This is a genomic window from Nocardioides sp. URHA0032, assembly GCF_000620645.1.
Taxonomy (GTDB): domain Bacteria; phylum Actinomycetota; class Actinomycetes; order Propionibacteriales; family Nocardioidaceae; genus Nocardioides.
This window is the reverse complement of record NZ_KK211160.1, coordinates 90321-116658: the sequence shown is the minus strand read 5'-3', so window position 1 is coordinate 116658 and position 26338 is coordinate 90321. Positions and strand designations below refer to the sequence as shown.

Sequence of the window (26338 nt, the reverse complement as noted above, 5' to 3'; positions counted from 1 at the left end):
CGTTTTCACGATGGACGAGGCCCTACAGCGCGCCCTCCTCGGACAGCACCTGCTGGGCGATCCGGAAGGCGGTGTTCGCGTCGGGCACGCCGCAGTAGATCGCGCTCTGCAGGAGCACCTCCCTGATCTCGTCGACCGTGAGGCCGTTGCGCCCCGCGGCCCGCAGGTGCAGCGCGAGCTCCTCGTGGTGGCCGCGGGCGACCAGGGCGGTGAGGGTGATCATCGAGCGGCTGCGCCGGTCGAGGCCGGGTCGCGTCCAGACCTCGCCCCAGGCGTAGGCGGTGATCAGCTCCTGGAAGTCGCGGGTGAGATCGGTGGCGTTCGCGGTCGCCCGGTCGACGTGCTCGTCGCCGAGCACCTCCCGCCGGACCCGCATGCCCTCGTCGTAGGTCATCGTGCTCCTTCCAGGCAGTGCTCGCGGATCAGGTCGGCGACCGCTTCGGGCGCCTCGGCCGGCGCGAGGTGGGCGACGCCCGGCAGCTCGGCGTACTGCCCGCGGAGTACGCCGTCGGCGACCTCGCGCAGCAGGTCCGGCGGGCAGACGGTGTCCTGCTCACCGGCGACGGCCAGCACGGGTACGCCGATCTCGCCGAGCCGGTCGCGAACGTCGAAGGTGGCGAGCGCGCGGCAGACCGCGACGTACCCCTCGTCGTCGGCGTCGCTCAGCGCGTGCAGCAGCGCGGAGGCCCGCGCGGGCTCGCGCTCCAGGAACCCGGTGCCGAACCAGCGGCCGGCGGACGCGCTCACCAGGCCGGGGGTCCCGGAGGCGCGGACCTGCGCGATCCGCTCGGCCCACGACTCCTCGGTGCCGATCCGCGCGCCCGTGCAGAGCGCCACCACCCCGCGGACCCGGTCGGGCGCGTCGAGCGCGAGCTGCAGCCCGACGGCCCCGCCGGCCGAGTCACCGGCGTGGAAGAACGGCCCGTCGACGCGGTCGAGCACCGCGGTCGCGAGGCCGGCTATCGTCACCGGCCCGGGCACCTCGCGCGCGGAGCCGTGGCCGGGCAGGTCCCAGGCCAGCACCTCGAAGTCCCGCGCGAGCAGCTCGGCGCAGGCCCCCCAGAGCGCGGTCGCGGACGTGCCGAGGGACGGCCCGAGCACCAGCAGCGGCCGGGTCATCGCAAGGTCTCCCGCGCGCGGGCGACGACCCCGTCGACGTACGCCGCGGCGTCGCCGAGGTACGTCGGCGCGGGGTGGTCGGTCATGGTGCGCTGCTCGGCGAGTACGGCGTCACCGGCGGCCGCGAGCGTCGCGGCCATCCGTCCGGTGTCGACCCGGAGGCCGGCCACCAGCTCGGCTGTCTGGGACGCGGCGACGAGCGTGCGCCGGACCAGGTCCCGCAACGTCGCCCACTCCGCGTGCCACCCGCCGTCGGCGCGGTCGTCGACCTGCTGGGCGGCCGCGAGGTGGAGCGTCGCGGCGAGCTGCGGTGTCGTGAGCGCGGCGCGCCGGACCAGCACGGACAGCACAGGGTTGGCCTTGCCCGGCATCGTCGACGAGCCGCCGCCCGCGCCCTCCGCGAGCTCGCCGATCTCGGGTCGCGACATCACCACGACGTCGTTCGCGATCCGCGCGCACGCGTCCGTGCACCCCACGAGCGCGTCGCCCAGCCGGGTGACGGGCGCGCGGGTCGTGTGCCAGCGCGGTACGCCGGCCGGCAGCTCGCGCCCGAGCTCGACGATCGCGGCCCGGGTGCCGGCAGCGCCGCCCACCTGCCGCGGGAACTCCAGGCGCGCGACGTCGTCGTACGCGTCCAGGACGGCGGTCAGCCAGGCGGCCACCCGGAAGCCGAACGTCGTCGGGACGGCGTGCTGGGTCAGGGTCCGCGCGACCATCGGGGTGTCGCGGTGGTCGCCGGCGAGCCGCGCCAGGCTGCTGCCGAGCGCGGCCAGGTCGCGGCGCAGGTCGGCGCAGGCGGCCTCGGCCATCAGCATCAGTGCCGAGTCGACGACGTCCTGGCTGGTCAGGCCGCGATGGACGTCGCGGTCCTGCTCGCGGAGCCGCCGCACCAGCGCGACGACGGGGTTGCCGCCGTCGGCGGCCTCGCGCGCGATGTCGTCCACGTCGTCGGGCACCTCGAGCACGTCGCCGAGCCACTGCGACTCCACCTCGACCATCGCCCGGACGAACTCCGTCGCGGTGAAGTGGCCGCCCGCGCGCTCGTCCCCGGGCCAGAACAGGTCCGTCATGCGCTCAGTCTCGCGCGAAGGAGAGGAAGACGGTCTCGTCCTCGCCCTGCAGCCGGATGTCGAAGCCGAAGCCGCGGTCGTCGGCGACCGCCTCCAGGCTGCGCAGCGCCGCCGGTGCCGCACCCGGGAGGTAGGCCCGCGTGAACAGCCGGTCGAGCAGGCCCCGCGCGAACACCGCGATCGCGAAGTACGGCGCCGCGCCACCGGGCCGCAGCGTCGTGAACTGGTAGCGGCCGGTGCGGTCGGTCGCTGCCCGGCCCCAGCCCGTGAACGTGTAGCCGTCGCGGTGCAGCGAGCCCTCGACCTGCGGGACCGTCCCGTCGGGCGCCGCCTGCCAGAGATCGAGGATCGCGTCCGGCACCGGGTCGCCCGCCCCGTCCAGCACCCGGCCGTGCAGCCGGATCGCGTCCGGCCGGGTGGGCGGGACGAGCTGGTGGTCGCCGTCGTACGGCAGCGCGAACCCGAAGAACGGGCCGACGGTCTGACCGGGGGTCGGTGCGGTCACTCGACGTCTCCTTCGAGGGGGGTCCGGCGGGATCCGGAGAGCACGATGTCCCAGCGGTAGCCGAGGCTCCACTCGGGCCGGGTCTCGTCGTGGTCGTAGGTCGCCACGAGCCGGTCCCGCGCGTCCCGGTCGGTGATCGCCTGGAAGATCGGGTCGAGCGCGAAGAGAGGATCGCCCGGGAAGTACATCTGGGTGACCAGCCGCTGCGTGAACTCCGTGCCGAACAGCGAGAAGTGGAGGTGCGCCGGCCGCCAGGCGTTGTGGTGGTTGCGCCAGGGGTACGCGCCCGGCTTGATCGTGGTGAACCGGTAGGTCCCGTCGCCGTCGGTGAGGCAGCGGCCCATCCCGGTGAAGTTCGGATCCAGCGGCGCGGGGTGCTGGTCGCGCTGGTGGACGTAGCGGCCGCCGGCGTTCGCCTGCCAGATCTCGACGAGCTGGTGGCGGACAGGCCGGCCGTCGCCGTCGGTGACGCGGCCGCTGACGGTCATCCGCTCGCCGATCGGCTCTCCGCGGTGCTGGATCGTGAGGTCGGCCTCGAGCGGGTCGATGTCGCGCTGCCCGAAGACCGGGGAGCACAGCTCGAGCTCCTCGGGGTCGAGCTGGAACGCCGCCTTGGTCGGGTGCCGCAGGATGCTGGAGCGGTACGGCGGGTAGTCGAGCCGGGTCGCGGTCTCGACGACCCCTGCGCCGTCGTACTCGTGGGCGATCGCCGCGATCTCGGCGCTGATCCCCGCCTGGGTCGCGGTCGCGGCATCGGAGCTCGTCACCCGCCGACCGTAGGGACCGACGTGCGGTCGGGACGAGGCCGGCTTTCCGGCCAGTGGAAGAATCGCCCCATGGCCGGCAACACCTCGACCCCGGGCGCGACGGTCGCGTCGCGGGTGCTGGCCCTGCTCGGCGCCTTCGACGAGCACCACCGCGGCCTCTCCCTCACCGAGCTCGCGGGCCGGGCCGGGCTCCCGGTCCCGACCGCCCACCGGCTGGTCGGCGAGCTGGTCGCCTGGGGGGCGCTGGTGCGGACCCCGGCCGGCGACTACGCGGTCGGTCGCCGGATGTGGGACCTCGGACTGCTGGCGCCCGTGCACACGGGGCTGCGCGAGCTGGCCTCGCCGTACCTCCACGACCTGTACGGCGCCACCCTGGCGACCGTGCACCTCGCGGTGCGCGACGGCAGCGAGGTGCTCTACCTGGACCGGCTGGCGGGGCACGCGTCGGTCCCGGTGGTGAGCAGCGTCGGCTCGCGACTGCCGATGCACGCGACCGGCGTCGGCAAGGTGCTGCTCGCGCACGCGCCGGCCGCGGTCCAGCAGGAGGTGCTCGCGAACCTCACCCGCGTGACGCCGTACACCGTCACCCAGCCGGGGCTGCTGCGCCGGCAGCTCGCCCGGGTGCTGCGCGACGACGACGCCACCACCACCGAGGAGATGAGCCTGGGCGCGTGCTCGATCGCGGTGCCGATCCGGCGCGGCGAGGAGGTGGTCGCCGCGCTCGGCATCGTGGTGCCGACGCTCCGGGACCGGTCCCGGCTCGCCGGTGCGCTGCACGTCGCGGCCCGCGGCGTCGGCCGGGCACTTTCGGCCAGCGGAACGAGCTGATGGCCCGGCCCGCGTGAGCGCCGCGAGACTCGCGCCATGCGGACGCAGGTGGCCATCATCGGCGCGGGCCCCGCCGGTGTGCTGCTCTCGCACCTCCTCGCGGCCGAGGGTGTCGACTCCGTCGTGCTCGACACCCGGTCGGAGGAGTACGTCGCGAGCCGGATCCGCGCCGGCATCCTCGAGCAGTCGACGGTGGACCTGCTGCGCGACGTCGGCCTCGGCGAGCGGCTCGGGCGCGAGGGTGACCGGCACCGCGGCATCCACCTGCAGTGGCCGGGCGAGCGGCACCACCTCGACTTTGTCGACCTGGTGGGCCGGTCCGTGTGGGTCTACGGCCAGACCGAGGTGCAGAAGGACCTGGTCGACGCCGCGCACGCGCGCGGCCAGCAGCTCGTGCACGAGGTCAGCGACACCGCCCTGCACGACCTCGCGACCGACCGGCCCTCGGTGACCTTCACCGACGCGGACGGCGTGCCGCAGCGGCTCGAGGCCGACGTGGTCGCCGGCTGCGACGGCTCGTTCGGCCCGTCGCGCGGGGCGGTGCCGGAGGGAGTACGGCGTACCTGGGCGCGAACCTACCCGTACTCGTGGCTCGGCATCCTCGCCGACGTCGCGCCGTCGACCGACGAGCTGATCTACGCCTGGCACCCGGACGGGTTCGCGCTGCACTCGATGCGCTCGTCGACCGTCTCCCGCTTCTACCTCCAGGTGCCGAACGGCACCGACCTCGCCGACTGGCCCGACGACCGGATCTGGGACGGGCTCGCGACCCGGCTCGGCCACGGGCAGGACGGGTGGCGGCTCGCGACCGGGGCGATCACCGACCGGAGCGTGCTGCCGATGCGGTCGTTCGTGCAGCAGCCGATGCGGCACGGCCGGCTCTTCCTCGCCGGCGACGCGGCCCACATCGTCCCGCCCACCGGCGCCAAGGGCCTCAACCTCGCCGTCGCCGACGTCGCGCTCCTCGCGCCGGCGCTGGTGGCGCTGCTGGCGGGCGACCACGCCCTCGCCGATGCCTACTCCGCGACCGCCCTGCGCCGGGTCTGGCGGTGCACGCACTTCTCCTGGTGGATGACCACGATGCTGCACGCGGGCGACGACCCGTTCGACCGCGAGCTCCAGCTCGCGCAGCTGCGCTGGGTCGTGTCCAGCGAGGCGGGCGCGGCCGGGCTGGCCGAGAACTACGCCGGCCTGCCGATCGGCTTCTGACGGCGGCGGCGTGAGTCAGCCGGCGTCGTACGGCACCGACAGCGGCAGGCGCGGCGTGATGCTGACGCTGGCGTCGGGGTTCACCGTGACCACGGAGTACGTCGTCGCGCCGGTCGCCGGCCGGAAGGACAGCACGGCGAAGCGAGCGGGGTGCCGGATGACCCCGGGGTCCGGCTCGGTCGAGACGTGGCCACCCGCGCTGCCGACGGTGAACTCGGTCGTCTCCGACCCGTCGCTGGTCTCGACCGGCCGGGGGCCCAGGAACTCGTAGGACCGGCCGTCCAGCACCGCGACCCGCTGGCAGCCCGCCTCGGCGATCGTGCTGCCCAGCAGGTGGTCGTGGAGCAGCACGAAGTCCGGCTCGTCCTCGCAGGCCCGCCGTACCGTGTCGGCCACGAAGGCGTCGGTGTCGACGTCGGGGTCGCGCAGCACGGTCCCCGAGCCGAAGTCCCCGACGGTCGAGATGCGCGGGTCGGGTACGGCGAGCAGGTCGAGCCCGCCGATGGTCCGCGTGGTGCCGTCGGCGACCACCCAGCCTCGGGCGTGCGCCGCGTCGACGATGGTGCGGGTGTCGTGCAGCCCGGGGGCGAAGTAGACCGGCCGGCCCTCCGCGTAGTAGTCGACGGTGTCCATCACGTAGGTCTCGATGTCCTTGCCCGCGAAGGTCAGGTCGCCGCTGAGCGCCACGAAGTCCGCGTCCACGAGGCTGGCGGTCAGGCCGACCTGCCGGGCCATCCCGTTGACGTCCTCGAAGTCCTCGGCCATCACGAACCGGACCTCGCCGTCGGCGGGGGCCAGGGTCGACTCGGCGCGGACGGCGTCCTCGAGGTTCGCCGCCACGTCGTCGTAGAACTCCGAGCGCGGCCGGAGCACCGAGAGGAACGGCAGCACGTCGGCGAGCAGCCCCCGCACCTCGGTGCCCTCGAGCGCGGTGCCGTCGAACGAGGCGGTGGGGGTGACCACACGGTGGTCGCGGTGCAGCAGGACCCGGGCCCCGAGCACGTCCACGACCAGCACGAGGACGACACCGCCCGCCGCGAGCACCCGCCGTAGGCGGCGGTTGTGCCCCCGGACCAGGGCCGCCTGCTCGGCGGTGTAGCCGGCGAGGCGGCGCCGGCGGGACCGGAGCACGAGCAGCACCCCGACGAGGACGGCGGTCCCCGCCGCGAACCCGCCCGCGCCCCACGTGACGACCTGGCGCCGCGCCGCGTCCTGGATGAGCTGCATCGCGGGCTGGGGGTTCGCCCACAGGCTGACCAGGTAGCTCCGGGTGTCCTTGTCGCTGGGCACGATCTGGATCCAGTTCGCGTCCACGTCCACGCCCACGTCGATCCCCGCGAGCTCCCGGTGCCGGGGGCTGACGAGGGCGCCGTCGAAGAGGAGGCTGGTGTCCTGGCCGAGCACCGGCCGCACCGACACGGGCTGGCCGGCCACCTCGATCCGGGCGGGTGGAGCGTGCCCGACCGCCGTGAGGGCGGCCGCGAACGGCAGGGTCAGGAGCAGGGCGACGGCGACGGCCCGCCCCACTCGCGCGATGTTCCATGCCCCGGTGCCGATGCGCAGACGGTACCCGGCAGACCGGCGGCACAGGTCTGGACCGCGGGTTGGCGGACGCGCCGGATGGGAACGCCACCCCTACCGACCCAGGGAGGGACATTGATCAGGAACGCAGCGAGGCTGGTCCTGGCGGGATGCGTGACGCTGGCGCTGAGCCTCGGCTCCGGCGCTGTCACGACCGCCCAGGCCTCCGCCCCCGGCAGCGACAGCGGCGCCCGCGTCGCGGCGCCGTGCGCGAAGCAGAAGGCCAAGGTCGCCAAGGCCAAGAAGGCCGTGCACCAGGCGCAGAAGAAGGTCAAGAAGGCGAAGAAGGCCAAGCAGCACGCCGGCAGCAAGAAGCAGAAGCACGCCGCCGACCAGCGGGTCCAGAAGGCGAAGAAGCACCTCAAGGCCAAGAAGAAGGCCCTGGGCAAGGCGAAGTCCAGGCTCAAGAGGTGCCAGCGCAACCAGGGCGGTGGCGGCGGCGACGGCGGGACGGACTCCCCGCTGCAGCCGGCGTGCGACGCCGGGCTGCCACAGGAGATCTGCGACGCGTTCTCCACGCTGCCGACGCCGGCTCCCGGTGGTGACAGCCCGATCCAGCCGCTGTGCGACGCCGGGCTGCCGCAGCCGATCTGCGACGCGGCGACCAACCCGCCCGGCCCGGGTGGGGAGAGCCCGATCCAGGCGCTGTGCGACGCGGGACTGCCGCAGGAGATCTGCGACGCGGCCAACGGCGGCGTCCCGCTGCCGCCGGATCCCGGCACCATCCTCGACCCCGTGTGCCAGCTCGGCCTGCCGCTGCCGATCTGCGACACCCTGGGCGGGATCGGCCTGCGCCCGCGGGTCATCTAGGTCCCTGGGGGGTACGCCGTCGCCGGGGGGGCGGCGGCGTACCACGGGGTGTTTCTGGCTCCGCTCGGGGACCTACTCGGGGGGCAGCTCGCCCCGGACCCGGTAGCGCCGGAAGCTCCAGGCGATCAGGCCGAGGGCGATGAACGCCGACAGCACCTGCGTCACGCCGGTCCAGATGCTCCCGGGCAACCAGAGCCAACTGGGGAACGGCCACCAGCCCGGCACGGGCGGGCTCCAGATCCACAGCAGGCCGCACGCGAGCAGCACGAGCGCGAACAGCGTCGACATCGCGACCCGGAGGTTCGTGTCGACACCCTCGGCGGCGCCCCGCAGGGCCTTGCGCTTGATCGGCTCGACCCGGCGCTCCGCCCACTCGTACTCCTGGGACAGGATCACCATGCCGGCCGCGATCATCAGCAGCCCGGGCCCGGGCAGCACCAGCGCGGCGACGCCGGCCACCACGAGCACCCATCCGACGGTCTCCAGCACGACCCTCTTCGCGGCTCGGCCCCCGGGGAACCTCATGCCTGCACCCTCTCAGACGCGGGCAATCCGGCCGCGTAGTCCCTGCCCGAAATGCTCCGCCCAGACCGGTTCCACGACATTTTCGCCAGGGACTACCCGCAACCCGGCGGCCTAGTCCCTGCCCGAAATGCTCTCCCCAGACCGGTTCCACGACATTTTCGCCAGGGACTACCCAGATCAGGCGGCCAGCGAGAGCTCGTCGCAGGTGACGTCGGGGTCGATGCCGTCGGGGAGGCGGACCAGGCGGGCGTGCACGTGGGCGGGGATGCCGACCCGCAGCAGGATCGCCAGCGACCCGATGGTCGCGACGGCGGCGTAGATCAGGTTCGCGTCGACGTCGGCCAGCAGGCCGTACGCACCGGCGAGCAGGGCGTCGACGATCATCAGCGACCAGGCCGAGGCGGCGATCGCCGAGACGTCGTGGCTGCGCCACGCGGTGAGCGCGGCCGGGACGACCAGCAGCGCGACCGAGCCGCCGAGCACGACCGTCGCCGGGCCGGAGCCCACCCAGATCGCGGAGAGGCCGGCGGCGGAGACCACGAACAGCCACGTGACCGGCAGCCAGAGCCGCGCCCGTGACCCGCCGCGGAGCCACGCCAGGGTGACGGCGCCGGCGGTCGCGGGCACCGCGACCGCCGCCGGCAACGCGACCCAGACCTGGTGCTCGAGCACGCCGAACACGGTCCACGCCACGCCGCTGATCGTCGAGCTGGCCAGCGCGGCGACGCTGACGCCGGCCGCGGTGGTCATCCGGCGCAGCTTGCGGAACTGCGGGACCGTGTAGGCGGCCGCCAGGAGAGTGCCGGCGACTCCGACGAGGGTGGCGAGATCGAGGCTCATGGCACTTCCTTCCGGGGTGTGGACGTGCGACACGGCCGCCGCACCAGGTGCGGCGACCGTGTCGTGGTCGAACGATGTGGGGGTGTCGGGGCCGACGGGCTCCGACCGAAAAGATTACCCTCTCAACACCCCGGACTCGAACAATATTGCGGTCTCCTGACTGTCCAGCCGGGTGATGTCCGGCACACCGGCTCAGATGTCGGTGATCCGGATGCCCGCGTGCGCCTTGTGCCGACGGTTCACCGAGATCAGGTTGGCGGTCAGGGCCTCCACCTGGTGGGCGTTGCGCAGGCGTCCGCCGTACACCCCGCGCACGCCCGGGATCACGTCGGCCAGGTCCTGCACCAGGTCGGTCGCCTCGCGCACGTCACCGAGCACCAGCACGTCGGTGTCGACGGTCTCCACCTCGGGATCCTCGAGCTTGACCGCGCTGACGTTGTGGAACGCACCGACGACGGTCGAGTCCGGGAGGATCGACTGCGCCTGCTGGGCCGCGGAGCCCTCCTCGACCGCCAGCGCGTACGCGCCCTGCTTGTCGAAGCCCAGGGGGTTGACGCAGTCGACCACGACCTTGCCGGCCAGCTCGGACCTCAGCGACGCCAGCAGCTCGCCGTGCCCGTCCCACGGGACCGCGACCACGACGATGTCGCCGGCCGCCGCGGCGCCGGCGTTGTCGGCACCGCTGACCTCACCCGACAGGTCCGCCGCGAGCCGGGTCGCGGCCTCCGCCGCCCGCTCCGCGCTCCGGCTGCCGATCACCACGGGAACACCGGCGACGGCGAAGCGGCGCGCCAGCCCACGACCCTGCGGTCCGGTGCCGCCGAGGACGGCGACGGTCTTGCCAGCGAGGGACTCGGGGAGGTTCGTCATGGCCGCCACTCTCTCAGCCAGCGACCGGCCCCCGGGAGGTGCTCAGGCAGTGGTCCCGCCCACACCGTGGACGACCAGGTCGGCGAGGGCGCGGTACGCCGCCGCATCGGCCAGACCGGACGCCGACGCGATCGCGCCGCCCTGGATCGCGGTCATCACCTGCGCGACCGCGGCACCCACGAAGGTCGCGTCGACCGGCCGCAGCGCCCCGGCGGCGACCCCGGCGGTGACCAGGTCCTGGAGCCGGCGCGCGGCCAGCCGGGTGTTGGCCTCGTAGATGCCGGCCGCGGGCGCGTACGCCTGGAGGTCGGCGTAGAACCGCTCGGAGGCCGGCGCCAGCTCGGCAGCCACCGCGACCAGGTAGACCGACAGCCGCGCGCCCGGGTCGGGCTCGCCCTCCACCTGCGCCTCGATCCGCTCGGTCGCGCGGCGGAAGAAGCCACGGACCGCGGTCAGCACGATCTCCTCCTTGCTCGGCGCGACCTGGTAGATCGTCGTGCGCGAGCAGCGCAGCCGCGCCGCCAGGTCACCGACGCCGAGCTCCAGGAACCCCTCGGCGAGGAACAGCTCGATCAGCTCGTCGAGGAGCTGGTGGCGGGGCGGCGGCACGCGATGACGCTATCAGTACCAGATCGGCGTACTGTGGTACTCATGCCCGCGTCCCGCCTGCTGCCCACCGACGAGGCCGTCGACCTGATCGGCCTGGTCCGCGACCTCGCCACCCGCGAGCTCGCGCCGCTCGTCGCCGATGCCGAGCGCACCGAGACGTTCCCGCGCGAGGTGTTCCGCACCCTGGGCCGAGCGGGCCTGCTGAGCCTCCCCTACGCCGAGGAGTACGGCGGCGGTGGCCAGCCGTACGAGGTCTACCTCCAGGTGCTGGAGGAGATCGGCGCCGTGTGGGCGTCGGTCGGCGTCGGTGTCTCCGTGCACGCGCTCTCCTGCTTCGGCCTGGCGACCGCCGGCACGGAGGAGCAGCGACAGCGCTGGCTCCCCGAGATGCTGGGCGGCGAGCTGCTCGGCGCGTACTGCCTCTCCGAGCCGCACGCCGGCTCGGACCCGGCGGCGATGCGCACCCGCGGCCGCCGCGACGGCGACGAGTGGGTGATCTCCGGCGCGAAGGCGTGGACGACGCACGGCGGGCACGCCGACTTCTACAAGGTGATGGCCCGCACCGGTGACGGCCGCAACGACATCTCCTGCTTCCTCGTCCCGGCCGACGCGGAGGGCCTGGTCGCGGACCCGCCCGAGCACAAGATGGGCCTGACCGGCTCGGCGACCGCGACGATGCGCTTCGACGGCGTCCGGGTCGCGGCCGACCGGATGCTCGGCGAGGAGGGCCAGGGCCTGAAGATCGCGCTCGCCGGCCTCGACGCCGGGCGGCTCGGGATCGCCGCCGTGGCCACCGGGCTCGCGCAGGGCGCCCTCGACCACGCGGTCGCCTACGCCCGGGAGCGGGAGACGTTCGGCGAGCGGATCATCGACCACCAGGGCCTGGCGTTCGTGCTGGCCGACATGGAGGCCGCGATCCAGTCCGCCCGCGCGATGCTGCTGCACGCCGCGCGTCTCAAGGACCAGGGCCTGCCGTACGGCCGCGAGGCGTCGATCGCGAAGCTGGTCGCCACCGACAACGCCATGAAGGTCACGACCGACGCCGTCCAGGTGCTCGGCGGCTACGGCTACACGCGCGACTTCCCCGTCGAGCGGTTCATGCGCGAGGCGAAGGTGATGCAGATCTTCGAGGGGACCAACCAGATCCAGCGGCTCGTGATCGGCCGCTCGCTGGACCGCGCGAGCGGCGCGCCCCTGCACCTCGCACGCTGACGGCTCGGAGCGACCGGCTGCGGAGCACGCCCGACCACAGCCCGGCCCCGTAGGCGAGGTCGTCCAGCCGGCGACCGGCGACGCCCGAGCCGCTGCTCACGACGACGTCGACCAGCAGCGCGCTGACGACGGCGCGGCGTACCGGCCTCGAGAGCACCGCGGCCACCGCGACCGGTGGCCACCAGTGCCGCAGCAGCAGGGCGGACTCCTGGCGCAGCGACCACCAGAGCCCGCGCGCCGACAGGCCCACGGCGATCCGGTCCCGGTCGGGCACGTCGGGCAGCGTGCGGCGCAGCACCTGCACCCCTCGGCCGGCGCAGAGCAGCGCGACCGGGACCGACCACCGGCGCCGCGCCAGCAGGGCGGCCGCGCCGAGGCCCATGGCGGGCGACAGCACGGCGACCGCGCCCTTGTCGCCGTGCCGCTCGGCGAGCGGGGCGCCGCCGGTGCCGTAGACGTACTTGCGGCCCAGCCACGCACGCAGGGTCCGCCGCGCGTCGTGGTGGGCGACCTCGCTGGGCTCGTAGCGGACGACCAGTCCCTCGTCGACGAGCCGCCACACCAGGTCGACGTCCTCGCCGACCCGCATGGTCTCGTCGAACCCGGCGCCGAGCAGGTCGGTCCGCCCGACCAGGCAGGCGCTCGGCAGCCAGCCGACCGCGGCGCCCGGGCGCACCGAGCACGCGACGCCGCCCAGATCGAGCGACGCGGCCCGTTCCTCGTACCGCTCGAACCAGCGCGGGTGCGCGGAGCGGGCGCGGCCCTCGATCCGCGGCGCCACGAGCGCGACCCGCTCGTCGGCGAAGTGCCGGCCGAGCCGCAGCAGCGTGTCCGGGGAGACGGTGACGTCGCAGTCGACGAACGCGACGTACGGCGTGCTCACCTTGGCCAGCCCCGCGTTCCGGGCGCCCGCCGGCCCCACGTTGTCCTCCAGCCGGATGACCTCGACATGAGGGGCGCAGGGCGCCAGCGGATCTGGTGACGCATCGTCGACCACCAGGCAGCTCAGGGGCTCCAGCGCCGCGAGCGCGCGGTCCAGCTCGTCGCCGCGGCCGTGCACCGGCAGGACGACGGTGAGCTCGGCCGGGTCGAGCGGCGGGACGTCGTCGAGCACCGGGTCGGCGAGGTTGCCGTCGAGCAGCCGCCGCGCGAGGGCACCATCGGCGATGCCGTCGGAGAGGGCGCCGGGACGGAGCCGCACCACCCGCATCGGCGACCCGCCGACCAGCACGTCGCCGCGGCGGACGCCGGGCTTAAGCCGGGCCCTCACCGAGGTCATGGCCGGAAGCCGCCGTCCGCGTGCACCACGCTGCCGTTGAGCACCCCGCCCTCGACCGAGCAGCAGAAGGCGATCGTGGCCGCGACCTCCTCGGGGTCCAGCAGCCGGCGGAGCAGCTGGTGCGAGGTGAAGACGACCGGGTCGGGGATGCCGTAGAGCTCGGCGGTGGCGTCGAGCATGTCGGTGCGCGTCGAGCCGGGCGAGACCGCGACCGCGGTGACGCCGGTGGCGGTCAGGTCGGCAGCCAGCCCCTTCGCGAGACCGACGACCGCGTGCTTGGCGGTGGAGTAGGCCGCAAGGTGGTAGAGCCCGTAGCTGCCCGCAGCCGAGGCCACGGCGACGAACCGGCAGCCGCTCGGGTCCGGGCCGTCGAGCATGGCGGGTACGGCGGTGGCCGCGGTGTTCCAGACCCCACGGACGTCGACCTCGAGCAGCTCGGTGAGCTCACCGTCGGGCGCCTCCCAGAGCGGGTGGCCGCCGGCGATGAGCGCGGCCGCCGCGACCGCGGCGTCGAGACGGCCCCACCGCTCGAGGGCGAGGTCCACCGCGTGCTGCTGGGCCTCGCGGTCGCGGACGTCGCCGACGACGTGCACGGCGTTCTCCGCTTCGGGAGCCTCGCGGAGATCGAGGCCGACGACGCCGTACCCCTGTGCAGCAAGGGCTCTGACGGTCGCCGACCCGATGCCGCCGGCGGCCCCGGTGACGAGCGCGACCCTGCTCGGACGGGTCATGTCAGCCGCTCCACGATCTCCGCGACCATGTGCCGCAGCACGCGTGCACCTTCCTCGGGCGTCGCGCCGGCCGGGTCGCCGAGCACCCCGTTCGGGGACACCGCGGCCACGCCGCCGGCCAGCATCGCGGGGAGAATCTCGCTCAACGGCTGGGTGTTCCCGGGCTCGGCGGCGTCGAGCCGCACGGACTCCGGACGCAGGTGGAGCATCAGCGAGGTCTCGGTGATGCCGGCGTGGAGGTCATGCGCCTCGGTCGCGCAGGCCACCCACTCGATCTCGTCCGAGGCGGTGAGCGCGGCGACGTTGCCCCCGTGGGCGTTGACGATGACGACCCGGGACGCCCAGGTGCGCAGCGAGCGGACGAGCTCGACGAGCACGTGGGTGAGCGCCTCGGTGCCGACCGACGCCGTGCCGGGGAAGGACTGGTGCTCACCGCTGGAGCCGTAGGCGACCGGCGGCGCCACCCACGCGTCGAGCGCGGCGCCGACCTCGTGGGCGACCGCGGTGGCGATCACGGTGTCGGTGTCCAGCGGCAGGTGGGGGCCGTGCTGCTCGGTCGAGCCGAGCGGCACCAGGACCAGCCCGGCGCCGGCGGTCTCGGCCGAGATGGCCCGGGCGAGCGAGCTCATGGGACGTGGAAGCCGTCGGGCACGAGCAGCGACTCGGGCGACAGCTCGTCGATCGAGGAGATGCCCAGACCGAGCAGCGCGGAGTCGATGCCGCCGTGGAGGATGTCGAGCACGTTCTCCACGCCCGCCTGGCCGTTCGCGGCCAGCCCCCACAGGTAGGCCCGTCCGATGAGCACCGCCCGGGCGCCCAGCGCGAGCGCCTTCACGACGTCCGAGCCGCGGCGTACGCCGCCGTCGAGGAGCACCTCGACCTGGTCACCGACCGCGGTCGCGATCGGGTGCAGCAGCCGGATCGCGGCCGGGGTGCCGTCCAGGTTGTTGCCGCCGTGGTTGGACACCGAGATCGCGTCCACTCCCGCGTCGACCGCCCGCTTGGCGTCGTCGACCCGGGCGACACCCTTGAGCAGGAACGGCGTCCCGCTGATCCGGCCCCACTGCTCCCGCATCCAGGCCACGTCCGCCCACGACGGCGGCGGCGTGGTCATCCACTCGTAGTACGCACCGAAGAACGTCGGCGCGGGACCGTTGGGCGGCGCGAGGTTGGGCGCGGTCAGGTCCGGGATGTGCCCGGTGCGGCCGAACTCGTAGAGCCAGCGCGGCTTCGTGGCGACCTTGGGCGCCATCCGCACCATCGTCTTGAGGTCGACCTTCTCGGGGATCTCGGGGCTGCCCCAGTCGCGGCCCATCGAGAACGACCAGTCCAACGTGGCGATCAGACCGACCGCGCCGGCCTTCTGGGCCCGCTGCATCCGCTGGACCATCACGTCCCGGTCGCCGGTCCAGTACATCTGGAACAGCGTGCGCGGGCAGGCCTCGACGACCTCCTCGACCGGCTTGGACGCGAAGTTCGACAGGCACATCAACGTCCCGCGGTTGTTTGCCGCGCGCGCCACGGCGACCTCGCCGTCCGGGTGCACCGCCTGGACGCCGGTGGGCGAGATCAGCACCGGCAGCGCGACCTCCTGGCCGAGCACCGTCCGCGTCATCGACCGCTCGGCGTGCTGGCCGGCGACGTGCGGGAGCAGCCCGAGCTCCGTGAACGCAGCCTGGTTGTCGCGGACGGTCTGGCCGCGCTCGGAGCCGGCAAGCAGCGCGGCGTACACCGGGGACGGCAGCCGCTTCTGCGCCCGGCGCTGCGCGACCGCGACCGACTCGAACCAGGGGTTCTGCCGCCAGGGGTTCTCTGCCCAGGACGGCCGGGTCACGGCGTCCATCCGGCGAGGGGGCTCTCGGCGCAGTCGCTGACCGGCGGACGGGTCATCAGCTTCAGCATCACCGGCTGGTTGCGCGTCGGCGCGGCCTTGGAGTGGTCCTGCGACCCGGCCGGGATCGTCCTGCTCCCGGCGAGAGCAGCCTCGCCGTACCCCTGGACGCACTCGGGATCCGGGCCGTCGAGCGGCAGGCCCGTGAAGAACTTCGCGGCCATGCAGCCACCCCGGCAGGCGTCGTAGTGCGCGCACTGCGTGCAGGCACCGCCGGTCTGCGGCGAGCGGAGGTCCTCGAACAGCGGCGAGTGCTGCCAGACCTGCTGGAACCCACCGCCGGTCAGCAGGTTGCCGGCGAGGAAGTTGTCGTGGATCGCGAACGGGCAGGCGTACACGTCGCCCACCGGGTCGATCAGGCAGACCACGCGGCCCGCGCCGCAGAGGTTGAGCCCCGGCAGCGACTCACCGAACCCTGCCAGGTGGAAGAACGAGTCGCCGGTCAGTACGCCCTCGCCCCAACCTCTCAGCCAGTCGTAGAGCTCGCGCTGCTGCTCCGGGAGCGGGTGCAGCTCGTCCCACACGTCGGCGCCACGACCCGACGGGCGGAGCCGGGTCAGGCGCAGGGTGGCGCCGTACTCGTCCGCGAGCGCCTGGAACTCGTCCAGCTGGCCGATGTTCTGGCGCGTGCAGACCACGCTGATCTTCGCGTCCGTGAAGCCCGCGTCGCGCAGGTTCCGCAGCGCCGTGATCGCGGTGTCGTAGGACCCCGGACCGCGCACGTAGTCGTTGACCTCGGCCGTCGCGCCGTCGAGCGAGATCTGCACGTCGACGTAGCCCCCGCACGCGGGAGAGGCCAGGAACGCGGCGCGCTCGGGGGTGATCCGCACGCCGTTGGTCGAGAACTTCACGCCGACCTGGTGGTCGACGGCGTACTCGAGCAGGTGCCAGAAGTCCGGCCGGATCGTCGGCTCGCCGCCGCCGATGTTCACGTAGAACACCTGCATCCGCTGGAGCTCGTCGATGACCGCCTCGCACTGCTCGGTGGTCAGCTCGCGCGGGTCACGCCGGCCCGACGAGGAGAGGCAGTGCGCGCACTCGAGGTTGCACGCATAGGTCAGCTCCCAGGTCAGGCAGATGGGTGCGTCCAGCCCCGACTCGAAGTGCTCGACCAGCTTCATCAGGCCACCCTGGCGATCATGTCGGAGGCGGCGAGGCCCTCGAGCGCGGCGAGGTACGCCGGCCACCCGGCCTCCGGGACACCCGCGGCCACCAGGGCCGACCGGACCGATCCATCACCGCCGACGGCCCCGAGCCCGCGGACGACGGCGACCAGCTCGGGGCGCTTGAGGAAGATCAGCTTCCGGTTCCCGAAGTGGTAGGCCAGCGCCCCGAACGGCTCCGGGCGCAGCGCCACCGACGGCGACAGCGCCCAGGCCTGGTCCAGGCCAAGCTCGTCGAGGTCCATCTCAGTAGACGCCGCACATGCCGTCGATCGAGACCTCCTCGATCAGGTCCTCGGCGACGAGCTCGTCGTTCTGGTTCTCCCGGTCCGGGTCCATGGCAGCCTCCTCGACATCGGATGTGGTGCCGGCCACACTAATGGCACCCAGCGCCACAAAGATAGGGTCGAGGCATGAGCAGTCGCGGTCGCCCGGTCGCGACCAGCCACGCGGAGATCGAGCGGGTGGCCTTCCGGCTGTTCGCCGAGCGCGGTTTCGACGACGTGACGATGGCCGACATCGCGGCCGGGGTCGGCGTCGGCCGGCGCACCCTGTTCCGCTACTTCGAGTCGAAGAACGACATCCCGTGGGGCCAGTTCGACCGCACCCTGGACGGCTTCCGGGCGATCCTCGCGGAGATGCCCCGGGAGCTCCCCCTGCACGTGGCGGTGCACCGCGCCGTGCAGCGGTTCAACGAGTTCCCGCCCGACGCGCGACCGAGCCATCGGGAGCGGATGCGGCTGATCCTGGAGACCCCCGCCCTCCAGGCCCACTCCGTGCTCCGGTACGCCGCGTGGCGGGCCGTGATCGCCGAGCACGTCGCGGCCAGCCTCGGCCGCTCCCCGGACGACCTGCTGCCGCGCACGGTCGGCAACGTGTCCCTCGCGCTGGCCCTCTCGGCCTACGAGGGCTGGCTCGCGGACCCGGACGCCGACCTCGCCGTCCTGCTCGACGACGCGATGTCCGGGTTGCGCGACTACGTCGCCGGCCCGCGAGCCTGAGGCCGTACCCTCAGCCGACCCGCTTGTGGGCCCGACCGCCAAAGTGCAGGTACGACGGAGCGGCCGACCCGTCGTCGGGGTTGAAGAAGACAGCGAGCAGCTCGCTGTCGGCGATCGGCAGCTTGAGCAGGAACGAGTCGTCCACCGCGACCGGGACGAGCGGGAGCTCCTCCATCGGGGGCAGGTTCTGCATCTCTGCGGCGGCGTGCGACGCCTTGATGCTCGCGACCAGGGAGCCGTCGGCGGCCGCGGCGATGTCGAAGACCAGGCCGGAGCGCTGGTAGGTGCCGGCGTACCGCCCCGGGTCGGGGACGACCGTCGACGCGAGGCGCTCGGGGTCCTGGCGCGGCTCGACCCCGAGCCGCTCCTGGAACAGCCAGCCGGCCAGCTCGCGGTACATCGACAGCGCGCTCTCCACGTTGGTCTGCAGGCAGAAGCCGAACCGCTGCTCGGGGGCGACCCGCATGAACGCGTTCTGGCCCAGCGAGTTGCCGTCGTGCCCGATCACCTGCACGTCACCGAAGTGGTCCAGGATCCAGCCGAGCCCCCAGGCCTCGCCGAGCACGGTGTCGTCGACCAGCCTGATCTGCGGCTCCTGGGCGGCGGCCACGATGTCGGCGGAGAGCAGGCGGGTGCCGTCCGCGGCCACGCCGCCGTCCAGGTGGAGCAGCGCGAACCGAAGCACGTCGCCGGCGCTGGCCACCAGGGAGGCGCCCATCGGCCCGCACGACCGGTAGAGCCCCCACGGGTCGCTGACCCGCAGGGCGTCCGGGTTCTCCGGGTCGGCCTCGTGGCCGACGGAGAGGGGGTGCGGGATCGCGTCCTCGGGGAAGACCACGGAGTGCTTCAGGCCGAGCGGGCCGAGCAGCCGGTCGCGCAGCGCCGTCTCGAAGACCGTGTCCGCGACGACCTCGACCAGGCGGCCGAGGATCGAGAAGCCGCTGTTGCTGTAGCTCCAGATCTTGCCGGGCTCACAGATCTGCGGCAGGTCGACGATCTCCTTCATGTAGCGCGGGAGCGCGTCGTCGCCGCGGCCGGTGTCGATGAAGACGTCACCGTCGAAGCCGCTGGCGTGCCGCAGCAGGTCGCGCACGGTCACGGTGTCGCGGGCGTGCTCGTCGCGGACCTCGAAGTCGGGGAGGTAGGTCTTCACCGGACGTTCGAGGTCGATCAGCCCCTCGTCGACGAGCATCAGCACCAGGGTGGCCGTGTAGAGCTTGCCGATGGACCCCGGCAGGAACAGCGCGTCGGTGGTGACCGGGCTGCCGGTGCGGATGCTGAGGACGCCCGCCGTCACCTCGGTGATCTCGTCGCCGTCGAGCACCGCGAGCTGGGCGCCGGGGACGTGATGACTGTCGATGAGCTCTGCCAGCTTCTTCTCGAGCTCGGCCTGCGTGAACGACACGGTTCCTCCTGGGGTGACCTACGGTGTAGGTAAGCGTTAACCTACGCCGTAGGTTTGTCAAGAGGCAGCGAGGGTGGAGATGGCACTGACGCGGGAGCGGATCCTCCGGACCGCGGTCCGGCTCGCCGATCGCGACGGCCCCGACGCGGTGACGCTCCGCAAGATCGCGGGCGAGCTGGGGGTCCACGTGACGTCCCTCTACAACCACGTCCCCACCCGCGACGCGGTGACGGACGGGCTCGTCGAGCTGCTGCTCGACGAGGCCAAGCTGCCGACCGGCCCGGTGACGTGGGACGAGTGGGTACGACGGTTCGTCGACGGGGTCGTCGGCATCGCGGCGACCCACCCCGGCGCCTTCCACGCGCTGCGGCAGCGCCCGGTGCAGGGTGCGCGGGCGACCGCGTCCTTCGAGATCGGGCTCGCGGCGTTCGCCGAGGCCGGCTTCAGTGCCGCGAACGGCTTCGCGGCGATCAAGGCCGCGTCGTACCTGGCGCTGATGATCGGGATGGAGCGCAGCATGGTCGCGCGGGGCGAGCTCCTCGAGACCCAGCTCGACCAGCTCCCGGCTGCGTCGTTCCCACTCGTGCGCTCGGTCGCGAGCGACGTGCCCGACTACGAGTACGTCTGGGCGTTCGGGGTGGAGACCCTCATCGCGGGACTTCGCGCCCAGCTGCCACCGGCGTGAGGTCGCGGGTGATGCTGCGCGCCTCCCGGATCGCGTAGGAGACGATCACCAGGGCGGCGAGGGGGTCGGCCCACCACCAGCCGAGAGCAGCATTCAGCACGAGGCCGACGAGCACCGCGACGGCCAGCAGCCCGTCCACGACCGTCACCGCTGCCTCGTGGGTGAGGACCGGATTCCCGAGGCCGAGACCGGCCCGGAGCTTGCCGGCCGCGAGCGCAAACATCGCCAGTCCAGTGAGGGCCGTCCACGCGATGCCGGCCGGGCTGTGCTCCGGGCGCGAGCCGGACAGCAGGACGACCAGGCTCTGCACCGCCAGGTAGGCCGCCAGCGCGACGAACGCCGCCCTGATCAGGCCGAGGGCCCGTCGCTGCCGCTGCTCCCCCGTCCCCGACAGCTCCCAGAGGACGACCGCGCTGGCCCCGATCTCCACCAGCGAGTCGAGCCCGAAGCCGGCGAGCGCGACGGACCGGGCCTCGATGGCGGCGACCGCGAGCACGGCGACACCGGTGACGTTCCACGCCAGGGTCGCACCCTCCAGCAGTCGGCCCCGGCGCAGCAGGACGCTCGCTGCCACGACTGCGCCGTCGGCTGGTTCGCTCACGCCTGCACCGTAGCCACCGGTCGCCCGCGGCGCCCGCGCGTTTCGGGGCGGCAGACGACACGCGAGCTGGTCGGCGCCCACGCGCGAAGGCGTCGACGCCCGCGACCTCCGGGTGGGGTGCGGACGCCGACGCCCGGTCGCCGCGTGGCTGCGGCTGCCGTCAGCTCTCGGTCGAGCCCGCCTCGCACTTGTCGAGGCGCGCCTGCGCACGGGCGACCCGCTGGGCCTGAGCCTTCTTGGCCTTCTGGCCCTTGTGGGTCGGGTGCTCGGCGAACTTCTGCTGGAGCGCGTCGTACTTCGCCTGCGCGCGGTCGACCTGGGCCTGCTGCTGGTCGCAGGAGCCGGCCGCGTCGTCGGCGACCGCCGGAGCGGCGGTGGTGCCGAGGGCGAGGACCGAGGTCAGCGCGGCAGCGGTCAGGCGGATCTTGCTCATAGGTGTTTTCCTCCCTGTCGTGTGGCTCCCCCGTCGACCCCCACCTGTCGCAAGCACGACCCAGCGTTACCTCGGGTCACCACCGGATTACTTGACCGGTACAGAGGTCAGGCGTACTGTACCGGTCAAGAGAGTCCCGGAGGAGGAGCCATGACATTCGATCCCATCGCCGCCGACCTGGCCGTCCGGGCGGCTCGCGCCACCGCGGGCAGCGCCCGCCCCGACGCACCCGTCGTCCCCGACCGGGCGCCGCGCCCGCCCCGCCTGCGCACCACCCGGACCAGGTCGGCCGCCGTCCTGCACGCGGTCGCCCGGTGGGTGGAGCCCCAGCCCGCGGGGAGCCCGCGCCGCGCATGAGCGTGCCTATCCTTGGCCCTGCCATGGCCAAGGTGACCCTCCAGTCGATCGCGGACCGCGTCGGCGTCAGCCGGATGACGGTCTCCAACGCCTTCTCCCGGCCCGACCAGCTCTCCGCCGACCTGCGCGCGAAGATCCTGGCCGCGGCCGACGAGCTCGGGTACGTCGGGCCGGACCCGGCCGCGCGGGCGCTGGCCCGTGGCCGCACCGGCTCGGTGGGCCTGCTCATCAACGGCAGCCTGAGCGAGGCGTTCGAGGACGCCGTGTCGGCGGCGTTCCTCGCCTCGGTGTCCGACGAGCTCTCCGCGCGCGGGCTGGCGCTGACGCTGCTGCCCGCGTCGTCGGACCAGCAGTTCGTGCCCGCGCGCGACGTGGCCGTGGACGGTGTCCTGGTCTACATCTGCGACCCGACCTCGCCCGACATCGCCTGGCTGGAGCGGCGCAACGTGCCGCTGGTCGTCGTCGACCACAACGTGCGCGAGGGCATCGCGTCGGTGAACGTCGACGACCGCGGCGGCGCCCGGCTCGCCGCCCAGCACCTGGTCGACCTCGGCCACCGCCAGGTCGGCATCGTGACGCTGGCCACCGAGCAGGACGAGCTCAACCACCCGGCCCGCGAGCGGATGCTCGGCTGGCGCGACGCGCTCGACGCGGTCGGTGTCGAGCCGTCGGTCGTCGCGACGCCGTACCACCCGCCGACCCAGGCGTACGACGCGGCGCGGGCGCTGCTGGACCGGCCGGACCGGCCGACCGGCATGGTCTGCTTCTCCGACGCGTTCGCCCTGGCGACCGTGCGGGCTGCGGAGTCCCTGGGGCTGCGCGTGCCCGAGGACCTCTCGGTGGTCGGCTTCGACGACAGCGTGCTCGCGGCCGCGAGCCGGCCGCCGCTGACGACCGTGCGCCAGGAGGTCCCGGCCAAGGGCGCCGCCGCCGTCGCGGCGATCGCCGCGGTGATGGCCGGCGGTCACCCGGAGCCGGTCGTGCTCCCGACCGGACTCGTGGTCCGGGAGAGCACGGCCCCACCCGGCCCTTGGGCTACGTCGCGATGAAGAGGATCTCGTCGCGGCCGTACTCCATGCCGGGATGCGCGGCGGCGAGGTGCTGCTGGGTCAGCTCGACGAGCTCGTCCTCGTCCTGGGCCCTGATCACCTCACCGCAGGGGCAGGTCAGCCTGGTCTTCATGGACTCAGACTAGGACGTGTTCTAGCCCCGCTCGGCGTCGAGCGCGGCCGCGACCCGGCGGTGTGCCTCCCAGATCTCCTCGGGGAGGTTGTCGAACTGCTTGAGGTGCGCCTCGCGGAAGCCCATCTCCTGGCACCAGCGCTCGACGTCGATGGTCAGGATGACGTCGAGGTCCTCCTGGCTGATCTCCATGCCGTCGAGGCGCAGCTCCTCCGGCGTCGGCAGCACGCCGACCGGCGTCTGGCGACCGGTGACCTCGCCGGCCTTGAGCTGGACGAGCCAGAGCAGCGCGCGCAGGTTCTCCCGGTAGCCGGGCCAGCGGAAGTGGCCGTCGTCGGGATCGCGCTGGAACCAGTTGACGTGCGCGAAGATCGGCAGGTCGGACACCTGCCCGAGGATCCGCAGCCAGTGCGCCGCGTAGTCGCCCTCGCCGTACGCCATGAACGGGCGCATCGACATCGGGTCGTAGCGCAGCTGGCCGTCCACGCCCTCCGCTGCGAACGTCGCCTCGGCGCCGAGCGTGAGGCCGTCGTACACGCCCTCGGCCAGGTCGTGGATCGCGCGGACCAGCGGCTCGCGGTCGCTGGTGCGGCCGCCGAAGATGATCGCGTCGATCGGCACGCCCGCGGGATCCTCGAAGTCGCGGGCGACGTTGGGGACGTTCGCGAGCGTGGTGGTGAAGCGGCTGTTCGGGTGCGCCCAGGGGGAGTCGTCGCCGGGCTCGCGCTCGGAGATCAGCTGGCCCTTCCAGTCGCGCCACCCGGCGACCTCGGACGGCGGCTGCTTGGTCTTGCCCTCCCACCAGACCTCGTGGGTGTCGGCGTTGTACGCGACGTTGGTGAAGATCGCGCCGGAGCCGGGCCGGATCGAGTCGAGCGCGGTCGGATTCGTCCTCTCGTTGGTGTCCTTGGCGACACCGAAGACGCCGTTCTCCGGATTCATCCCGTAGAGCCGGCCGTCCTCGGGGTTCACCCACAGCCAGGTGATGTCGTCGCCGTAGAACTCGACCGTGTAGCGGTCACCGAGCGCGTCCGGCGCCAGGGTCATCGCGAGGTTGGTCTTGCCCGAGGCGCTCGGGAAGCCGCCGCAGACGTGGTACTTCTTCCCGGTCTCGTTGTCCACGATGCCGAGCAGCATGAACTGCTCCGCGAGGAACTCCCGCGACGCCCAGCCGTCGTAGCAGGCCTGCCGCAGGCCGTGCGCGATCTTGCCGAGCAGCGCGTTGCCGCCGTACGACGAGCCGTAGTGCAGGATCGTCCGCTCGTCGGCGACCGTCACGAAGTAGCGCTGGTCGTCCGGCGTGCCCTGGCCGAGGTTCTCCAGGTCGCCGGTGACGTGCACCGCGCGCACGAAGCTGTCGGGGTCGGCCAGGCTGTCGACGTACTGCGCACCCACGCGCGCCATCCGGATCATGTGCAGCGCGACGGTCCGCGTGTCGGTGAGCTCGACGCCGGCGGCGTACGCCTCGAGCGGGGAGCCGGGCGGTGCCATCAGGTAGGGCACGACGTACATCGTCTTGCCCTGGGATGCGCCGCGCATCCGCTCGATCAGCATGGGCTTCATCTCCGAGGATTGCCGCCAGTTGTTGTAGACGCCCTTGTCCGCGGGGTTGCTGGTCGCGACGATCGTGCGCTCCTCGGAGCGCGCGGTGTCCTTGAAGTAGCTGCGTGAGTAGTACAGGCCCTCGCCGGCCGGCTGCAGCTCGCCGACGTCCAGCGCCTCCTGCACGAGACGGGCGTCGTCGTCAGCGCTGACGACCTCGACCCGCTCCGCGCCGGTGATCTCGGCCCAGTGCGCGACGTACTCGCGCACCCTCGGATTCTTCAAGCCCGCCTCGTCGAGGACAGTCTCCACGTCGACCATGAACTGCACACCCTTCGGTCCGCTCGCCCGGTGCTCGCACCGTACCCAACATCGCGCACCGGTGCGCCTCCGGGGTAGGGACGGAAGTCCCGATCGCTGACACCGTCTGCAACGGCGCTCCCACGGTGCGGGTCACGCCGCCGGCCCGGGTCCATGACGAGCGTCACCCGGTCGAGCCACCACGGTCCGGGCTCAGCGCAGGCCGATGCGGTGCGAGCAGGTGGGCCAGGCGCCCCACCCCTGGTGGTGCTTGATCCGCTCGGCGACCCGGATCTGCTCGGCCCGGCTGGCCCGGCTGGGCAGCGAGGCGAGCTTGCCGCCGCCGTACCCGCGCCATGTGCCGATGCTGATCTGCAGGCCGCCGTAGTAACCGTTGTGGGTGTTGATGTGCCAGTTGCCGCCCGACTCGCAGCGGGCGAGCCGGTCCCAGGTCCTGCCGCTCGCGGCGTGGGCGGGGGCGTCGAGGGCAAGGACGGGGACGAGGGTCGTGGCCGTGAGGGCAAGGGCCGACACGAGGGTGCGCATGCGCATGGAACAGCTCCTCCGTGCGCCTGCGAGGTGAGCTGTCGGGTTCGGGCTGGAGTTGCCCGGTCACGGCCGTCGTCCGGCACGTGGCTTCACCCCGAGGGCCGCGGTGCGGCCCGTGGAACCTGTGGGTCCCCCGCTCCTGTCCGAGCGTGTTCATCGATGACCACCCTCCGGCCGGACAGGACTCGGCGCGCTCGGAGGGTCACCCCGCGGTGGCAGGGCTCCTCGACGGTAGGCAGGCGGCCGGCCGCGGACCAACTCCGCGCCGGTGTGACTCACCGCACCTGCACGCCGGCAGGCGGTCGGCTCAGACGCCGCTCAGCTCCTGGGCGCGCTCGGGGTCGAGCTGCTCGATCCGCCTGCGGCCGAGGAGCAGCAGGCCCAGTCCGACCAGCACCAGCGGGATGCCGACAGCGAGACCGACGACCGGGACGGTGGACTCGATCAGGGTCAGCAGCGAGAGGTTGTCGCGGGCGTCGTCGACGTTGGTCTGCACCTGGCCGGCGGTGAACGCGAGGTCCAGGTCCAGGACCGTGCCCACGCCGTCGGCGACGCGCTGCTGGTGGATGACCTGGTTGATGATCGCGCCGGTGCGCGGCTCGATGTAGTACTCGGTCGAGCTGGCGTAGCTGCCCGGGAGGTCCGCGACGACGTCCACGCCGTCGGCGTTCGCGACCGCACGGTAGACGTAGGTCTCGAGGCCGTCGATCTTCTCGGTGCCCTCGTACGTCGCGTCGACGGCGGCGCCGACCACGCCGTCCCAGACCGGGTAGGTCTTCCGCTCGGCACCGAACGGCCACTTGTTCTGCAGGCCCTCCTCGTGCGGCGCGTCCGCCGGCAGGTACTGCGGGTCGTCGACCGTCAGGCCGGTGTGCCGGTCCGCCGCGAACACGTCGGTCTCGGCGGAGATCAGCCGGGGGTCGTCGCCGTCCACGCAGCCGTCGATGCCGTCGGCGTCGCGGACCAGGCAGAGCGAGGTCGCGAACGCGACGACGTCCTCGTCGGAGGCGTCGGCGTCGGCCTTGTTCGTGCTCCACGCCAGGACCGGGGTCTTCTCGAGCTGGAGGTCGGCGTTCGGCACCTGCGCCGTACCGGAGAGGTACGTCGTGTTGTCGGTGTCCAGCGGTGTCCGCTCGATCTGGCCGGGCGCCCACGCCCGGGCCACGATGCCGGCGACCACGAGGAACACTCCGAGCCCGACCAGGACCAGGGCGACGATCTTGCGCATGCTTCTTCTTCCGTGTATCCGGACGGGAGCGGTCCGAGAGTGGGCA

Annotated in this window: 32 protein-coding genes and 1 riboswitch; of the genes, 8 read left to right on the top strand and 24 right to left on the bottom strand. The window is 73.2% G+C overall.

Translation table 11 applies throughout. From position 1 onward, the window contains the following. Window positions 1-22 precede the first annotated feature (22 nt). Genes pcaC through pcaH form a run of 5 tightly spaced genes read right to left on the bottom strand, consistent with a single transcriptional unit; the run spans window position 23 to window position 3461 of the window. Entirely contained in the window at window positions 23-394 is a 372-nt protein-coding gene (gene pcaC / locus N538_RS29395; protein WP_028638557.1) for a 4-carboxymuconolactone decarboxylase, read from the bottom strand. Beyond that, entirely contained in the window at window positions 391-1119 is a 729-nt protein-coding gene (locus tag N538_RS26170; RefSeq protein ID WP_051549436.1) for an alpha/beta fold hydrolase, read from the bottom strand. Before N538_RS26170 ends, pcaC begins: the two co-directional genes overlap by 4 nt. Continuing rightward, entirely contained in the window at window positions 1116-2189 is a 1074-nt protein-coding gene (locus N538_RS0118630; RefSeq protein WP_028638556.1) for a lyase family protein, read from the bottom strand. Before N538_RS0118630 ends, N538_RS26170 begins: the two co-directional genes overlap by 4 nt. Window positions 2190-2193: 4 nt before the next feature. Beyond that, complete coding sequence (gene pcaG / locus N538_RS0118625) at window positions 2194-2694, bottom strand: protocatechuate 3,4-dioxygenase subunit alpha (RefSeq protein ID WP_028638555.1); 501 nt, start codon at window positions 2692-2694, stop codon at window positions 2194-2196. Next, window positions 2691-3461, bottom strand: a complete 771-nt coding sequence (gene pcaH, locus N538_RS0118620) for a protocatechuate 3,4-dioxygenase subunit beta (protein WP_028638554.1) — start codon at window positions 3459-3461, stop codon at window positions 2691-2693. The genes pcaG and pcaH overlap by 4 nt, the downstream gene beginning before the upstream one ends. Before the next feature lie 69 nt (window positions 3462-3530). Between pcaH and N538_RS0118615 the strand changes: the two genes are divergently transcribed. Together N538_RS0118615 and N538_RS0118610 are read left to right on the top strand one after the other, a co-directional pair. Further along, on the top strand, window positions 3531-4289 hold the full coding sequence (locus tag N538_RS0118615) for an IclR family transcriptional regulator (protein WP_028638553.1): 759 nt from the start codon (window positions 3531-3533) through the stop codon (window positions 4287-4289). A 36-nt stretch (window positions 4290-4325) separates the two neighbouring features. Beyond that, entirely contained in the window at window positions 4326-5498 is a 1173-nt protein-coding gene (locus N538_RS0118610; protein ID WP_028638552.1) for a 4-hydroxybenzoate 3-monooxygenase, read from the top strand. 15 nt (window positions 5499-5513) lie between these two features. Here the strand turns inward: N538_RS0118610 and N538_RS0118605 are convergent, their stop codons facing one another. Continuing rightward, window positions 5514-7025, bottom strand: a complete 1512-nt coding sequence (locus tag N538_RS0118605; protein WP_028638551.1) for a hypothetical protein — start codon at window positions 7023-7025, stop codon at window positions 5514-5516. Between the two features lie 168 nt (window positions 7026-7193). On the opposite strand from N538_RS0118605, the gene N538_RS0118600 reads away from it, so the two are divergent. Further along, entirely contained in the window at window positions 7194-7889 is a 696-nt protein-coding gene (locus tag N538_RS0118600; RefSeq protein ID WP_028638550.1) for a hypothetical protein, read from the top strand. A 72-nt stretch (window positions 7890-7961) separates the two neighbouring features. On the opposite strand, the gene N538_RS26165 is transcribed toward N538_RS0118600, so the two are convergent. The 4 genes from N538_RS26165 to N538_RS0118580 form a co-directional block, all read right to left on the bottom strand. Then, complete coding sequence (locus N538_RS26165; RefSeq protein ID WP_036571287.1) at window positions 7962-8414, bottom strand: PGPGW domain-containing protein; 453 nt, start codon at window positions 8412-8414, stop codon at window positions 7962-7964. A 177-nt stretch (window positions 8415-8591) separates the two neighbouring features. Beyond that, window positions 8592-9254 carry a hypothetical protein gene (locus tag N538_RS0118590; protein ID WP_028638549.1) on the bottom strand — a complete coding sequence of 221 codons (663 nt, stop codon included), beginning with the start codon at window positions 9252-9254 and terminating at the stop codon, window positions 8592-8594. Window positions 9255-9446: 192 nt separating this feature from the next. Continuing rightward, window positions 9447-10124 carry an NADPH-dependent F420 reductase gene (gene npdG, locus N538_RS0118585; protein ID WP_028638548.1) on the bottom strand — a complete coding sequence of 226 codons (678 nt, stop codon included), beginning with the start codon at window positions 10122-10124 and terminating at the stop codon, window positions 9447-9449. A 42-nt stretch (window positions 10125-10166) separates the two neighbouring features. Next, window positions 10167-10733, bottom strand: a complete 567-nt coding sequence (locus N538_RS0118580; protein WP_028638547.1) for a TetR/AcrR family transcriptional regulator — start codon at window positions 10731-10733, stop codon at window positions 10167-10169. Window positions 10734-10775: 42 nt separating this feature from the next. Here N538_RS0118580 and N538_RS0118575 point away from each other — a divergent pair, with 42 nt between their 5' ends. Beyond that, window positions 10776-11945 (top strand): acyl-CoA dehydrogenase family protein, encoded by a 1170-nt coding sequence (locus N538_RS0118575; RefSeq protein WP_028638546.1) that lies wholly within the window; start codon window positions 10776-10778, stop codon window positions 11943-11945. Here the strand turns inward: N538_RS0118575 and mftF are convergent. Genes mftF through mftA form a run of 7 tightly spaced genes read right to left on the bottom strand, consistent with a single transcriptional unit; the run spans window position 11830 to window position 17348 of the window. After that, window positions 11830-13224: a mycofactocin biosynthesis glycosyltransferase MftF gene (gene mftF / locus N538_RS28090; protein WP_081790578.1), complete on the bottom strand. Its 1395-nt coding sequence runs from the start codon at window positions 13222-13224 to the stop codon at window positions 11830-11832. The genes N538_RS0118575 and mftF overlap by 116 nt on opposite strands. Further along, complete coding sequence (locus N538_RS0118565; protein WP_028638544.1) at window positions 13221-13955, bottom strand: mycofactocin-coupled SDR family oxidoreductase; 735 nt, start codon at window positions 13953-13955, stop codon at window positions 13221-13223. The genes mftF and N538_RS0118565 overlap by 4 nt, the downstream gene beginning before the upstream one ends. Continuing rightward, on the bottom strand, window positions 13952-14584 hold the full coding sequence (mftE, locus tag N538_RS0118560) for a mycofactocin biosynthesis peptidyl-dipeptidase MftE (RefSeq protein ID WP_051549435.1): 633 nt from the start codon (window positions 14582-14584) through the stop codon (window positions 13952-13954). The genes N538_RS0118565 and mftE overlap by 4 nt, the downstream gene beginning before the upstream one ends. Beyond that, a complete protein-coding gene (gene mftD / locus N538_RS0118555) occupies window positions 14581-15798 on the bottom strand; it encodes a pre-mycofactocin synthase MftD (RefSeq protein WP_051549434.1) in 1218 nt (405 codons plus the stop codon). Before mftD ends, mftE begins: the two co-directional genes overlap by 4 nt. Then, window positions 15786-16967, bottom strand: a complete 1182-nt coding sequence (gene mftC / locus N538_RS26160) for a mycofactocin radical SAM maturase (protein ID WP_051549433.1) — start codon at window positions 16965-16967, stop codon at window positions 15786-15788. Before mftC ends, mftD begins: the two co-directional genes overlap by 13 nt. Further along, window positions 16967-17254, bottom strand: a complete 288-nt coding sequence (gene mftB / locus N538_RS0118545) for a mycofactocin biosynthesis chaperone MftB (protein WP_028638918.1) — start codon at window positions 17252-17254, stop codon at window positions 16967-16969. The genes mftC and mftB overlap by 1 nt, the downstream gene beginning before the upstream one ends. Before the next feature lies 1 nt (window position 17255). After that, window positions 17256-17348 carry a mycofactocin precursor MftA gene (gene mftA / locus N538_RS28085; RefSeq protein ID WP_081790577.1) on the bottom strand — a complete coding sequence of 31 codons (93 nt, stop codon included), beginning with the start codon at window positions 17346-17348 and terminating at the stop codon, window positions 17256-17258. Between the two features lie 74 nt (window positions 17349-17422). Here mftA and mftR point away from each other — a divergent pair, with 74 nt between their 5' ends. Next, window positions 17423-18010: a mycofactocin system transcriptional regulator gene (gene mftR, locus N538_RS0118535; protein WP_028638541.1), complete on the top strand. Its 588-nt coding sequence runs from the start codon at window positions 17423-17425 to the stop codon at window positions 18008-18010. Between the two features lie 10 nt (window positions 18011-18020). On the opposite strand, the gene N538_RS0118530 is transcribed toward mftR, so the two are convergent. After that, complete coding sequence (locus N538_RS0118530; RefSeq protein ID WP_028638540.1) at window positions 18021-19415, bottom strand: serine hydrolase domain-containing protein; 1395 nt, start codon at window positions 19413-19415, stop codon at window positions 18021-18023. Between the two features lie 79 nt (window positions 19416-19494). Here N538_RS0118530 and N538_RS27595 point away from each other — a divergent pair, with 79 nt between their 5' ends. Beyond that, window positions 19495-20100: a TetR family transcriptional regulator gene (locus N538_RS27595; RefSeq protein WP_028638539.1), complete on the top strand. Its 606-nt coding sequence runs from the start codon at window positions 19495-19497 to the stop codon at window positions 20098-20100. On the opposite strand, the gene N538_RS26150 is transcribed toward N538_RS27595, so the two are convergent. After that, window positions 20063-20701: a cation transporter gene (locus N538_RS26150; protein WP_051549432.1), complete on the bottom strand. Its 639-nt coding sequence runs from the start codon at window positions 20699-20701 to the stop codon at window positions 20063-20065. The genes N538_RS27595 and N538_RS26150 overlap by 38 nt on opposite strands. A gap of 160 nt (window positions 20702-20861) precedes the next feature. After that, a complete protein-coding gene (locus N538_RS0118515) occupies window positions 20862-21134 on the bottom strand; it encodes a hypothetical protein (RefSeq protein WP_028638538.1) in 273 nt (90 codons plus the stop codon). Window positions 21135-21284: 150 nt separating this feature from the next. Between N538_RS0118515 and N538_RS0118510 the strand changes: the two genes are divergently transcribed. Then, complete coding sequence (locus N538_RS0118510) at window positions 21285-21491, top strand: hypothetical protein (protein ID WP_028638537.1); 207 nt, start codon at window positions 21285-21287, stop codon at window positions 21489-21491. A gap of 23 nt (window positions 21492-21514) precedes the next feature. After that, on the top strand, window positions 21515-22540 hold the full coding sequence (locus N538_RS0118505) for a LacI family DNA-binding transcriptional regulator (RefSeq protein WP_028638536.1): 1026 nt from the start codon (window positions 21515-21517) through the stop codon (window positions 22538-22540). Here the strand turns inward: N538_RS0118505 and N538_RS28080 are convergent. The 4 genes from N538_RS28080 to N538_RS0118485 all read right to left on the bottom strand — a co-directional run bounded on the left by N538_RS28080 (window position 22527) and on the right by N538_RS0118485 (window position 26292). Next, window positions 22527-22673, bottom strand: a complete 147-nt coding sequence (locus tag N538_RS28080; RefSeq protein WP_081790576.1) for a DUF1059 domain-containing protein — start codon at window positions 22671-22673, stop codon at window positions 22527-22529. The two genes, N538_RS0118505 and N538_RS28080, sit on opposite strands and share 14 nt — an antisense overlap. 21 nt (window positions 22674-22694) lie before the next feature. Continuing rightward, window positions 22695-24536, bottom strand: coding sequence for a phosphoenolpyruvate carboxykinase (GTP) (locus tag N538_RS0118495; protein ID WP_028638535.1), 1842 nt, complete (start codon window positions 24534-24536; stop codon window positions 22695-22697). A gap of 192 nt (window positions 24537-24728) precedes the next feature. Further along, window positions 24729-25067, bottom strand: a complete 339-nt coding sequence (locus tag N538_RS0118490) for a transglycosylase family protein (protein WP_028638534.1) — start codon at window positions 25065-25067, stop codon at window positions 24729-24731. A gap of 2 nt (window positions 25068-25069) precedes the next feature. Then, window positions 25070-25224, bottom strand: a riboswitch (cyclic di-AMP (ydaO/yuaA leader). A gap of 147 nt (window positions 25225-25371) precedes the next feature. Continuing rightward, complete coding sequence (locus tag N538_RS0118485; RefSeq protein ID WP_028638533.1) at window positions 25372-26292, bottom strand: DUF3068 domain-containing protein; 921 nt, start codon at window positions 26290-26292, stop codon at window positions 25372-25374. Window positions 26293-26338 lie beyond the last annotated feature (46 nt).

Excerpts from the sequence above, each read along its gene's own strand:
- N538_RS27595 (WP_028638539.1), top strand. The coding sequence starts at position 19,495 with ATGGCACTGACGCGGGAGCGGATCCTCCGGACCGCGGTCCGGCTCGCC.
- N538_RS28080 (WP_081790576.1), bottom strand. The coding sequence starts at position 22,673 with ATGAAGACCAGGCTGACCTGCCCCTGCGGTGAGGTGATCAGGGCCCAG.
- mftD (WP_051549434.1), bottom strand. The coding sequence starts at position 15,798 with ATGGACGCCGTGACCCGGCCGTCCTGGGCAGAGAACCCCTGGCGGCAG.
- N538_RS0118575 (WP_028638546.1), top strand. The coding sequence starts at position 10,776 with ATGCCCGCGTCCCGCCTGCTGCCCACCGACGAGGCCGTCGACCTGATC.
- N538_RS26165 (WP_036571287.1), bottom strand. The coding sequence starts at position 8,414 with ATGAGGTTCCCCGGGGGCCGAGCCGCGAAGAGGGTCGTGCTGGAGACC.
- mftE (WP_051549435.1), bottom strand. The coding sequence starts at position 14,584 with ATGAGCTCGCTCGCCCGGGCCATCTCGGCCGAGACCGCCGGCGCCGGG.
- mftC (WP_051549433.1), bottom strand. The coding sequence starts at position 16,967 with ATGAAGCTGGTCGAGCACTTCGAGTCGGGGCTGGACGCACCCATCTGC.
- N538_RS0118495 (WP_028638535.1), bottom strand. The coding sequence starts at position 24,536 with ATGGTCGACGTGGAGACTGTCCTCGACGAGGCGGGCTTGAAGAATCCG.
- N538_RS0118590 (WP_028638549.1), bottom strand. The coding sequence starts at position 9,254 with ATGAGCCTCGATCTCGCCACCCTCGTCGGAGTCGCCGGCACTCTCCTG.
- N538_RS0118485 (WP_028638533.1), bottom strand. The coding sequence starts at position 26,292 with ATGCGCAAGATCGTCGCCCTGGTCCTGGTCGGGCTCGGAGTGTTCCTC.
- N538_RS0118505 (WP_028638536.1), top strand. The coding sequence starts at position 21,515 with ATGGCCAAGGTGACCCTCCAGTCGATCGCGGACCGCGTCGGCGTCAGC.
- N538_RS0118615 (WP_028638553.1), top strand. The coding sequence starts at position 3,531 with ATGGCCGGCAACACCTCGACCCCGGGCGCGACGGTCGCGTCGCGGGTG.
- mftB (WP_028638918.1), bottom strand. The coding sequence starts at position 17,254 with ATGGACCTCGACGAGCTTGGCCTGGACCAGGCCTGGGCGCTGTCGCCG.
- mftR (WP_028638541.1), top strand. The coding sequence starts at position 17,423 with ATGAGCAGTCGCGGTCGCCCGGTCGCGACCAGCCACGCGGAGATCGAG.
- pcaC (WP_028638557.1), bottom strand. The coding sequence starts at position 394 with ATGACCTACGACGAGGGCATGCGGGTCCGGCGGGAGGTGCTCGGCGAC.
- N538_RS26170 (WP_051549436.1), bottom strand. The coding sequence starts at position 1,119 with ATGACCCGGCCGCTGCTGGTGCTCGGGCCGTCCCTCGGCACGTCCGCG.
- npdG (WP_028638548.1), bottom strand. The coding sequence starts at position 10,124 with ATGACGAACCTCCCCGAGTCCCTCGCTGGCAAGACCGTCGCCGTCCTC.
- N538_RS0118490 (WP_028638534.1), bottom strand. The coding sequence starts at position 25,067 with ATGCGCATGCGCACCCTCGTGTCGGCCCTTGCCCTCACGGCCACGACC.
- mftA (WP_081790577.1), bottom strand. The coding sequence starts at position 17,348 with ATGGACCCGGACCGGGAGAACCAGAACGACGAGCTCGTCGCCGAGGAC.
- N538_RS0118630 (WP_028638556.1), bottom strand. The coding sequence starts at position 2,189 with ATGACGGACCTGTTCTGGCCCGGGGACGAGCGCGCGGGCGGCCACTTC.
- N538_RS0118515 (WP_028638538.1), bottom strand. The coding sequence starts at position 21,134 with ATGAGCAAGATCCGCCTGACCGCTGCCGCGCTGACCTCGGTCCTCGCC.
- N538_RS0118610 (WP_028638552.1), top strand. The coding sequence starts at position 4,326 with ATGCGGACGCAGGTGGCCATCATCGGCGCGGGCCCCGCCGGTGTGCTG.
- N538_RS0118510 (WP_028638537.1), top strand. The coding sequence starts at position 21,285 with ATGACATTCGATCCCATCGCCGCCGACCTGGCCGTCCGGGCGGCTCGC.
- N538_RS0118565 (WP_028638544.1), bottom strand. The coding sequence starts at position 13,955 with ATGACCCGTCCGAGCAGGGTCGCGCTCGTCACCGGGGCCGCCGGCGGC.
- mftF (WP_081790578.1), bottom strand. The coding sequence starts at position 13,224 with ATGACCTCGGTGAGGGCCCGGCTTAAGCCCGGCGTCCGCCGCGGCGAC.